Origin of the sequence: Corallococcus sp. AB018 (genome assembly GCF_003986945.1) — a bacterium.
Taxonomy (GTDB): domain Bacteria; phylum Myxococcota; class Myxococcia; order Myxococcales; family Myxococcaceae; genus Corallococcus; species Corallococcus exiguus.
The window spans coordinates 1-9,535 of the sequence record NZ_RAWR01000304.1 but is presented as its reverse complement, the minus strand read 5'-3'; the positions used below and the strand labels follow the sequence as shown (position 1 = coordinate 9,535).

Annotated in this window: 9 protein-coding genes; 4 read left to right on the top strand and 5 right to left on the bottom strand. The window is 70.5% G+C overall.

What is annotated here, in order from left to right:
- The 3 genes from D7Y11_RS43600 to D7Y11_RS39315 form a co-directional block, all read left to right on the top strand.
- A partial coding sequence (locus D7Y11_RS43600) for a hypothetical protein (protein ID WP_158642052.1) occupies positions 1-738 on the top strand: 738 nt, incomplete at its 5' end.
- Positions 739-840: 102 nt separating this feature from the next.
- Positions 841-2,082 (top strand): hypothetical protein, encoded by a 1,242-nt coding sequence (locus tag D7Y11_RS39320; protein ID WP_120576511.1) that lies wholly within the window; start codon positions 841-843, stop codon positions 2,080-2,082.
- Between the two features lie 110 nt (positions 2,083-2,192).
- Positions 2,193-3,026 carry a hypothetical protein gene (locus D7Y11_RS39315; RefSeq protein ID WP_126936248.1) on the top strand — a complete coding sequence of 278 codons (834 nt, stop codon included), beginning with the start codon at positions 2,193-2,195 and terminating at the stop codon, positions 3,024-3,026.
- Here D7Y11_RS39315 and D7Y11_RS39310 read toward each other — a convergent pair.
- The 5 genes from D7Y11_RS39310 to D7Y11_RS39290 are packed head-to-tail and all read right to left on the bottom strand — an operon-like array spanning position 2,998 to position 9,060.
- Positions 2,998-3,978 (bottom strand): ABC transporter substrate-binding protein, encoded by a 981-nt coding sequence (locus D7Y11_RS39310; RefSeq protein ID WP_126936247.1) that lies wholly within the window; start codon positions 3,976-3,978, stop codon positions 2,998-3,000. The two genes, D7Y11_RS39315 and D7Y11_RS39310, sit on opposite strands and share 29 nt — an antisense overlap.
- Positions 3,975-5,027, bottom strand: a complete 1,053-nt coding sequence (locus tag D7Y11_RS39305; RefSeq protein ID WP_126936246.1) for a hypothetical protein — start codon at positions 5,025-5,027, stop codon at positions 3,975-3,977. The genes D7Y11_RS39310 and D7Y11_RS39305 overlap by 4 nt, the downstream gene beginning before the upstream one ends.
- Positions 5,024-7,087 carry an MFS transporter gene (locus D7Y11_RS39300; RefSeq protein WP_126936245.1) on the bottom strand — a complete coding sequence of 688 codons (2,064 nt, stop codon included), beginning with the start codon at positions 7,085-7,087 and terminating at the stop codon, positions 5,024-5,026. The genes D7Y11_RS39305 and D7Y11_RS39300 overlap by 4 nt, the downstream gene beginning before the upstream one ends.
- A complete protein-coding gene (locus D7Y11_RS39295; protein ID WP_126936244.1) occupies positions 7,084-7,842 on the bottom strand; it encodes a cache domain-containing protein in 759 nt (252 codons plus the stop codon). Before D7Y11_RS39295 ends, D7Y11_RS39300 begins: the two co-directional genes overlap by 4 nt.
- Before the next feature lie 15 nt (positions 7,843-7,857).
- Entirely contained in the window at positions 7,858-9,060 is a 1,203-nt protein-coding gene (locus D7Y11_RS39290) for an OprO/OprP family phosphate-selective porin (protein ID WP_158642051.1), read from the bottom strand.
- A gap of 161 nt (positions 9,061-9,221) precedes the next feature.
- Between D7Y11_RS39290 and D7Y11_RS39285 the strand changes: the two genes are divergently transcribed.
- The coding region (locus D7Y11_RS39285) for a hypothetical protein (RefSeq protein WP_148139263.1) at positions 9,222-9,535 on the top strand (314 nt) is incomplete at its 3' end.

Below are 9,535 nucleotides of genomic sequence, written 5' to 3'. Positions count from 1 at the left end.
CTCCCCCACCGTGCCGCCCTCCTCTCCTGCCTGCTGCTCGCGGCGGCGTGTGGCCGGCGCCTGGAGTCCGACCGCACCGAAGCCGTGGGCTCCGCCACCGTCCGCCACGTGAGGACCTGCAAGTGGCTGGACTGGGAGAACAACTCCTGCCGGGTGGACTCCGTGATGACAGCGGGCTCCCGGCGCATCGAGGGCGTCTATTTCACTTCGGCGAGCCCTCACGGGGAGCTGGCCCTCGTGAACCTGATGCAGGGGGACAGCCTGCTCGTCGACACGCGCTCCGGAGCGATCCGCGCGACGCTGCCCGCCCAGACCAGCGTCAAGGAGTGGTGCGGCGACGCGGAGCTCGTCGTCTCCCCGCTCGTGAAGGACACGGACGCCACCGGGGAGTTCGGGGGCTCCCACCTGGTGCATGTGTGGCTTGAGCACGGCACGGAGGTCCATCGCTCCACCATCTACCAGGGCCCTCGCCACGTGCCCCGGGTCCTCTGCGGCCCCGAGCACACGGTGGCGCTCGCGCTCTCCACCATCCGCGAAGGACCGCCCATCGATCTGTTCCGCTGGAGCGCGGACCAGGGCCTCCAACTCGTGGAGACATGGCCCGGGGAGATCCAGGGAGGAAGTGCCTCCGACCTCGTCCTCTCGTGGACCGGCGCGGGCCGGCCGGACTGGTGCGCGCGCAGCCGCCCCTACTCGCTCGACACCTGCGTGCCACCTCCCCGGCCCTCTGTCCCCTGAGCCCCCGAGGTCCCCTCTCCTTCACAACGGGCTCCTGCTTCGCGTCCTGGCTCCAACGCCTATCGGAGCGGGCGCTCAAAGCTCCAGAGGGAGAGGTCTTCGATGAGCCTGGTGAAACAGCAGGGCATCCTGAGCCCGGGTACGCAATACGCCAAGGACGCGGATGTCATCATGACGGCGGCGGTCCTCGGGTGGGCCTGGAGCCGTCTCACGAACGCGGACGTGAACAAGCGGCACGCGCGGGTCGACTTCGAGGTGGAGGACGGCCACAAACTGTCCGAGCAGGAGCTGCGGGAGAAGCCGCTGGACCCCACCCACCTCTCCGCCATCCAGAAGCTCAACCAGCTGCTGCAGGCGTCAGGACTCAAGCCCGACCAGAAGGTGGTGCTGGGCAAGACGCCCATCTGGACCACCGGCGGCCGCATCACCGGCGGCTCCGGAGACAAGAACCCCGCCGACGCCTACCGCTACGACCCGCCGCTGCCGGACGGCACCGCCGCCAGGCTGTTCCTGCTGGCCACCCAGGCGGACACCGCGGACAAGCTGGGCTACCAGGGCCGCGGCGCCTACACGGGGTTCATCGATGGCCGGACGGATGGGCAGACCGGCTTGATGAGCACCTTCCGGCACAACGTGCCGTTCGACATCACCTACGGGCGGCGGTGGCATCCCCCGGAGGCGCTTCCGGACAAGCCCTGGGGGATGATCGGCGCCGCCAATGAGCAGGACAACAATGACCCGGCGAAGCCAGGGCTCAAGCAGCAGGGCATGCACTTCGAGGGCCCGGCGCCCCAGCGCAACCGCGACATCTGCGCGTACACGCACGGGATGATCCAGGCCATCTACGACGTGCGCGTCAACAAGCTGGCCAACGACCTCAGCCCGAACAAGAAGACGCCCTACAACCCCGGCACGCCGTATGAAATCGCCGTGGGCAAGAAGACGACGAAGCTGGCCTCGTGCTTCCCCTGCAGCATCTTCATGGAGGCCACCGGCCACCCGGCCTCCTCCACGCACCTGGGCCGCGGCGAGTCCTGGAGCCCGATGTATCCGCCCCCCAACTCCACCACCACGCAGCACAAGGCCTGGCAGGCGTGCAACACGCAGTGGCAGGACTACTGCAAGACCATCATCGACGCCGGGCTCCAGTGCCTGAAGAAGGCCCCGGCCCAACTGAAGGACGAGTGGAAGCTCAGCGTGGGCGCGCTCGACCTCTACCTCAACGGTCCGAACGGGGTGAACAAGACGCCGGCCACCGCGGCCCAGGCCTACGCCAACCTCATCCTCGACGCCGTGACGGTCCACGACTCCGAGGTGAGTCGCATCAACCGGACCCTCAAGTAATCACACGCATGCGGTGACTTCAGACAGGCCTCACGGGGTAAGCGCCCCGTGGGGCCTCTTTTATTTCCGCGAAGGAATCACAGCCTCGCCGCCGGTGCCGTCCTGGCGGCATGATCCGAACGCACATCGCAGAGGCTTGTGAAACAAGGGACCTGGCGCTGTTGGACGCGGTGGTCTTCGTCATCCGGACGCAGGGCCCCCTCACCCGGGCGAATCACCTGGAGGCCTGGCGCGGCGTGCTGGGCGACCCGGAGGTCATCGATCCACGGCGCGAGTTGCTCGCGGATCGCCTGGCGCGCCGGACCGCCGCCCCGCTGGAGGGCGACGCCTTCTTCGCGTCGCTGCGCGTGCGACTGCCGGACGGCCCCAACCGCCTGCTGGCCTACGGACTGGCGCTGCGGGCCGCGACCGCGCACGGCGGCCACCCGGGTCCGGCGCAGCTGCCGCTGGCCCAGCTGTGCCGCGAACTGGGACTGACACAGGCCCAGGCCCGCGACATGCGCCTGGGCATCATGGATGGCATGTCCCCCGTCGCGCTGGCGGCGGAGCCCGCCCACCCGCGGCACGCTCGCGTGCTGGAGGCGGTGCTGCTGGCGGCGGGGATGGAGGCCCACCTGACGGAGGCGGAGACGTTGGCGCTGGAGGCGTCACGGGAGGATGCGTCCTTCCTCCAGGAGCTCACCGGCCAGCTGCTGCATCGCATCGCCTTCGGTTCCCAGGTGGCTTCGCCGTTGGAGGCGCTGTGCCAGCGGCTGACGGACATCGCGCTCGCACCCGCGACCCTCGCGCAGCGCTGGGGCACCCTGCGGCTGGCGTACTGCTTCTCTCACGCGGTGGGCCACGACCTGGGCCAGCAGCTCATGCTCGACCTGCTGCAGGAGCTGCTGCACCTGGGGACCGTGGAGGCGGCCCGCGCTACCGCTCGCGAATCCGCGCGTACCTGAGGATGTGCATGGGCGGGTACAGCCCCAGCGCGTGCGCGGCCGGCATGTTCACCTCGAAGGAGAAGCGGGACAGCGTCTCCACGGGCAGCTCCGCCGGTGAGCGGTGCTCACGCAGTATCTGCGTGGCCTTGAAGCCCGCCAGGCCCCCGACGTTGTAGAAGGGCGCCACCAGGCCCATCATGCCGCCCGCCTCCAGCTGCACCTCGATGGCGCAGAAGGTGGGCAGGCCCAGGCGGATCGCTTCATCCATCAGCAGCTGGCTGTGCGGCGCGAAAAAGTTCACCGGAGGCAGGTACACCAGGTCCGGCCTCCGGGCCGCCAGCGCCTGCATCATCGCCGGCAGGCGCGCCGCGTCCGGCTTCCCGTCCTTGCCGAGCGGGTGCACCGCCACCAGTTCGATGCCCGCCTGCGCGGTAAGCTGCGTGAGCTTGTCGAACATGTTGCGCTGGGATGGCTCGGACGGGTTGTAGGCGACGCCCAGCCGCTTGAGCGGCATGAACGACTGCATGGCTTTGAGCTGCACCGGCAGCGAGGCCACGTGGATGGCGCCGGTGAGGTTGCGCCCGGAGCCCTCCAGCCGCGTCACCAGCCCCGAGGCGATGGGGTCCGACACCATGGCGAAGACCACCGGGACGTCGGTGATGTGCCGCGCGGGGTCCACCTCGCCCAGCCGGCCCACGAGCCCCTCCGTCACCAGCGTGCTCTGGGCGTAGATGAGGTCCGGACGCCGCGCGCGAATCTCCTGGATGACCGCCGGCAGCCGGTTCGCGTCGCCTTCGATGTTGCGGACGGTGAACTCCACCTCCAGCCCCGCGCTGAGCAGGTAGTCCCGGAAGCCCTGGTCCGCCTCCGCGCCGGTGCGGTGGATGACCATGAAGACGCGGTACGGAGCGGCGGAGGCGGAGACCGCCGACAGCAGGACGAGCGCGGCGAGGAACGCGCGGGCCGTCATCGCCCCGCCTCCGTCCGGGCGGACGCGCTCCGCCACATCCGGCCCTGCCGGTCCAGGCTGTGCCGCAGGATGTGCTCGATGACGTCCGCCTGCTGGAACCCCGCGTTGCGCGCGGTGAACATCACCGCCGCGTGACTGCCCAGGTTGCAGCCGATGTTGAACTCCAGGAGGAACAGCTCGCCGGTGTCGCGGTGCTGGCGGAAGTCGACGCGCAGGTAGTCGAAGTCCCGCACCGCGGCGCACAGCCGGAGCGCGTACGTCCGCAGGGTCTCCGCCAGCGGCCCCTGCGGCGCCATGCGGCGTTCACGCCCGCCGTCCAGCATCCGCTTCTGCCGGTGGGTGACGATGCCGTGCGGCAGCGAGGAGGTCTCCTCCGCGACGCCCAGCACGATGGGCTCCTCGCCGCCCAGCACCGGCACCGTCAGATCCAGGCCAGGCACCAGTTGCTCCACGAGGCAGGCCTGGCCCAGGTCCTGGAACAGGCGCAGTCGCTCGTGCAGCCCGGCCTCCGTCTCCTGGATGCTGTCCTCGGAGATGCCCACGGACGCGGCGCCGAAACGCGGCTTGATGATCCACGGCCCCCGGAAGTCCGGCGCGGGCGGCAGCTTCCCCTCCGACGGGCACGTCACCCAGGGCGCCGTCGGGATGCCCAGCGAGCGCGCCATCAGCTTGGTGAGGTGCTTGTCCTCCGCCAGCGCGCGGATGTTGGGCGGCGCGCCCAGGTAGGGGACCTGCAACCATTCACAGAACGCCGACGTGAAGACCTCCGAGTTGCGGACCGGCGCGCAGTTGAGCAGCGTGAAGACGTAGTTGGGTTCGCTGCGGAGGTGGACCAGGTCCTCCAGCGAGCGGCACGGCGAGCACCGCAGCCCCAGTCCGGTCAGCGTGTGGAACAGCTCGTGGTTGTAGCGCGGGAGCACGCCGTGCTCCGGGTGCAGCTCCGGCCACGGGGCTCCGGGGTCCGGCGCGTACTGCGCGAGGAACAACACGTCCAGGTGCTCGCGCTGCGTGGGCGTCAGCTTCAACAGGTTCTGGGTGATGGCGGTCATGGGGCTTTCGGAGTGGGAGTGGTGGGTGGAAGGGAACGCAGGAAGAGGTAGGCGGCGAGGCCCGCGGTGAGCGCGAGCATCCCGACGCCGATGACGTGGGTGCTGCGCACGAAGCCGCTGGCGCCCAGCAGCGCGGCGGCGAGCAGCGGGCCGACGAGGCTGCCCACCCGCTCGATCATCCGGAAGACAGACAGGAGCGAGTCCAGGCCGAACCCGGCGCACTCCTCGGCGAAGAGCGGCGGGATGCTGGCGAGCAGCGGCGTGGCCGCCAACGCCTGTCCCAGGCCCACCAGCAGCACCGCGGCCAACAACTGCCACGAGCCACCGGCCGACGCGAACAGAAGCACGCCCAGCCCGGAGAGCCCGCCGCCCACGAGCATCATCCCCCGGTGCCAGCCATGGCGGTCCGCCAGCAGCGACACCACCGGCGTGGCGAACACCGTGACGATGAAGTAGCCCATCATCAACCGGCCGATGGCGGCTTCCGTGAAGCCCATCGCATGCAGGCGCAGGGGCGTCAGGTAGAAGAGGAAGCCCGTCAGCACCAGGCGCGCCGGCATGGCCGCCAGCAAGATGAAGAGCAGCACGCGCCCGCGCTTGAGGATGCCCAGGTAGGCCGCCATCGCGCGGGGCTCGCCCTCCTCCCGAGCCCGGACGGGCCCCAGGTCCGGAGCCAGCAGCAGCACCAGCGCCATGGCCAGGCCCACCAGCGCCGAGGCCACCCCGAACGTCGCCGCGTAGCCGATGCGGTCCGCGAGGATGCCGCCGATGGCGGTGCCACAGACGCTGGCGGCCGTGGACGCGCCCACGAAGACGCCCATGCTCCGCGCGCCGTGGCTCTGCTTCGACGTGCGCGCCACGTGCAAGAGCGCCGTGGTTGTCACGATGCCGTAGCCGCCCGCGGTGACGACGCGCCAGAAGAAGAGCTCCGTGAGGCTCGACGCGAGGCCCGTCATGAACAGACCGAGGCCCGCGGGCACCATGCCCACCAGCATCGCCACGCGGCTGCTCCGGGTGTTGAGCAGGCGCCCCGCCAGCGGCGTGCACACCACCATCGCGGTGACCCACAGCGACATGGGCAGCGCCACCATGAAGCTCTCGGAGAAGTAGGGGCCGGGCTGGTACAGCCGCTTGACGAAGAGCGGCCAGAACGAGCGCGACAGCTCCGAGCCGAAGAGGAAGACGAACAGCGGCAGCCGCAGGTCGCTCGTCCCGGGCTCTTCCAGCGCGGCGGGGGCCTTCGGGTCTCCGAAGCGGAAGCGCTCGCCCAGCGTCGCCAGCTCCGGCGCCGCGCGTTCGTCCAGCGCCGCGTGGCGGCGGTTGAGGCCGCGCACCAGCCTGCCCGCGGAGGCCAGCGCGCGGGTGGCCTCGTCGTGCAGCCGCACCCGGGCCTGCCGCGTGAAGTCCCCCGCCCCGCCCAGCTCCAGCAGGCGCCGCAAGAGCCGCAGCGGCCGGATGACCAGCAGGCCCATCAGCGCCATGAGCACCTCCACGGTGACCAGCGCCGTCACGAACAGGGTGATGAGGACGTCGGTGTGGATCTCCTGGAGCCGCTGCTCGGCGTACGTCGTGTCGATGCCCAGGTGCAGCTGGCCGATGACGCGCCCCCGCGACACCACGGGGTGGACCAGGTCCAGGTCTCTGTCCAGGCGCGCCAGACCGCGCGCCTCCTCGATCGCGTGGGCCTTGAGCACCTTGTCGAAGAAGGACGCGGGCTTCGCCCTCAGGTCCCTGGACGCGTACAGCAGGTGGCCGTCCGGCGAGGCGAAGCCGATGTAGCGGATCTCCTCGTGGCCCAGGGCCGCGTCATCCAGATAGGCATCCGCCGCGCCCAGCCGGTTCACCGGGATGCCCAGGTCCGCGGCGCGGTGGAACTGGAGCGCCACGGTCTGGGCCAGCGTCTCCGCCTTGGCGCGCAGGTCCGGCCGCAATGACTGCTCGAACAGGCGCGAGGCCTGGATGGACGCCGCCACCAGCGTCGCCACGATGAGCAGCGTGGGCAGCAGGCTCACCTTCCAGATGCGGCTCCGGGACAGGCTTCCGTCGTTCGTGGAGCTCATGCCGGGCCCTCCAGCGAGCGCTCCGCGCGGGCCAGGGCCAGGGAGGCCTCCTGGTAGCGCGCGTCGAAGGCACGCAGCGCCTCGTCGGCCGGGGGCGTGTGCGCCGGACCGTCCATGTTCCGGAAGGCCTGCTCCATCGCCTGGAAGCGCTGGCCCAGCGGCCTCAGCAACATCCACATCAGGGCGCAGACGAGCGAGAAGCCGATGGCCAGGGGCCACAGCGCCTGACGGGCGAAGGTGTGGAGAAAGGCGCTCGCGCGCGCATCCAGCGCCTTGCGGTCATAGGCGATGAGCACCAACCCCACGGGCTGACTGAAGGGGTTGAGGATGGGCGCGCCCACCAGCAGGGCCTCGCGGTCCGAATGGCTCCAGGTGCCTCCGTGCGCGGCGGCGGCGGCCTCGAACCAGGCGGCCCGCTCCCGGGCTGAGCCGGGCAGGTGGGTGGTGGCGTGCAGCCCGCTCTGGAACAGCACCGTGCCCCGGCGGTCGAGGATGGCGACGCCCCGGATGTCCGGGTCCATGCCGGACACGCGGGTGAGGATCTGCTGCGCGTCGCGGACGGCGGGCAGGGCCAGTCCCAGGTCGATGGCCGCCTCGGTGGAGGCCTTCGCGTCCAGCGCCAGCACGCGCAGCCGTGACTGCTGGAGTTCCCCGAGCGTCGTCTCGAACTTGGCGAAGTTGAGCAGGACGACCAGCGCGATGGAGAAGCTCAGGATGGCCGCCGTCGCGGCTCCCAGCTTGAAGAACAGACTCATGGCCCCGGCTCCCCTCTAGAAGAACCACTGGATGCGCATGAGGAACTCGTCGTAGGGCGCGCGCCCCCCGTCGAAGACGTACCGGCTGGCGTTGAACATCCAGCGGGTGTTGGTGTTGAGGTACCAGTTGAGGCCGGCGGTCACCTCCTGGAGGCGCTCCTCGGAGGGCCCGTCGTGGTCGGGCAGTCCCTCGAAGCGCAGCCGCGCGAAGCCGTAGCGCAGCCCCAGTTCCCAGGCGCCCGCGCCGTACTTGTCCGCGCCCGGATCAAACGGCCGCTCCGGATCCACGCCCCGCTCCTGTTTCTTCTCGCCCGTCAGCACCCACGTGCTGGACACGTAGAAGGCCTGCGAGCGCAGCCCCGCCAGGTGCACGCGCCGGTCCTCCTTGCCCAGGTCCGCGGCGGTGAGCCAGCCCTCGCGCGAAGGAGAGAAGAAGCGGGCGTACTCCACCTTCAGCGACGTGGGCCCCTGGAAGGAGACGAAGTCCGCGCCCAGGCGCCATTCGGGTGGAACGACGAACAGGCCCGTGGCGCCCGTGGCGTACGTCAGCTTGTACTGGGGCGCCGTCAGGAAGGAGAAGCCCGTGGGCAGCTTGCCGCGCGCCTCCTCCGGCAGGTTGTCGCCCAGCGCGCGGGTGGCGCTCACCGCGACGGAGACGCCCTCCGCCGGCACCACGGCGATCCGGCCCGCCAGCATCTTCCCGCGATCCTCGTCGCGCGCCTTGCTGCTCGCCTCATTGAAGAGGCCCAGCCAGTACTCCACGCGGTTGCCGGCCAACTCTCCGTGGAGCGCCATTCCCTGGTCGTACCGGGGCAGCACCAGTGAGAAGAGGAGGGATTGTTCGACGAAGTCCAGGAAGGTGGAGGAGGTCTCCAGCCACTCGTAGCCGAAGGGGACCTTGAGCCGGCCCGCGCGCAGCCGCAGCCAGGGCGCGGCGCGCAATTCCAACCATGCGTCCTGGTAGAGGGGCGTGTCACGCAGGCCCACGTCGGTGATGAGCCGCACGTCCGCGAAGGGCGCCAGCGTGCCGGACAGGTTGATGCGCGCGCGGCGGACGTAGAAGGTGCTCGCGAGCCCATCGTCGGTGGGCGTCAGCCGCAGGTCCGTTTGCAGGCCCATGCCCACGCGCAGCGCGGACCGGCCGTCGCGGCTCTGGAGCACGGTGGCTCCCGTGGGCGGCGGGGGTTCCGCTCGGGCCTGGGGGACCAGCAGGGACATTGATACAAAAAAAGACATCAAGACAAAGGAACGCATTGGGGGTGTGGGCATGCCCGTGGGACGGCGGCATGGATGTCTTTGTGAACCGTTCACACCGACAGGGGCCAGGCCGTCCTTGGAGACAGGGCGCGGCGCACGAAGCCGCCTTTCGCGAGTGAACCATGTCTGTCCATTCCCTCCGGCACGGGCGCGGGTTGCGCCGGGCCCGGCTTGGCGCCCTCCTCCTGGTGCTGGCCGCCTCGCTCGGAGGAGTCGTCGCCCTGGGACTGGGCGAGGCGTGGCGCGGGGATGCCCGCCTCCAGTTCGAGCGGCTCGCGGCGCAGGGCGCGATCCTCCAGGGGCCGGTGGAGATGTTCCTGCGCGTTGGCATGGCGCTGGAGCAGTTCACCGGCTTCACCCAACTGGCGCGCACGCTGCGCCAGGCGGACCCTACGCTGGAGGCGGTTCGCGTCCTGGATGACCAGGGCCTGTCTCT

Bases quoted from the DNA above. Each gene is read 5' to 3' on its own strand.
- D7Y11_RS39320 (WP_120576511.1), top strand. From the start codon at position 841: ATGAGCCTGGTGAAACAGCAGGGCATCCTGAGCCCGGGTACGCAATAC.
- D7Y11_RS39315 (WP_126936248.1), top strand. From the start codon at position 2,193: ATGATCCGAACGCACATCGCAGAGGCTTGTGAAACAAGGGACCTGGCG.
- D7Y11_RS39310 (WP_126936247.1), bottom strand. From the start codon at position 3,978: ATGACGGCCCGCGCGTTCCTCGCCGCGCTCGTCCTGCTGTCGGCGGTC.
- D7Y11_RS39305 (WP_126936246.1), bottom strand. From the start codon at position 5,027: ATGACCGCCATCACCCAGAACCTGTTGAAGCTGACGCCCACGCAGCGC.
- D7Y11_RS39300 (WP_126936245.1), bottom strand. From the start codon at position 7,087: ATGAGCTCCACGAACGACGGAAGCCTGTCCCGGAGCCGCATCTGGAAG.
- D7Y11_RS39295 (WP_126936244.1), bottom strand. From the start codon at position 7,842: ATGAGTCTGTTCTTCAAGCTGGGAGCCGCGACGGCGGCCATCCTGAGC.
- D7Y11_RS39290 (WP_158642051.1), bottom strand. From the start codon at position 9,060: ATGTCCCTGCTGGTCCCCCAGGCCCGAGCGGAACCCCCGCCGCCCACG.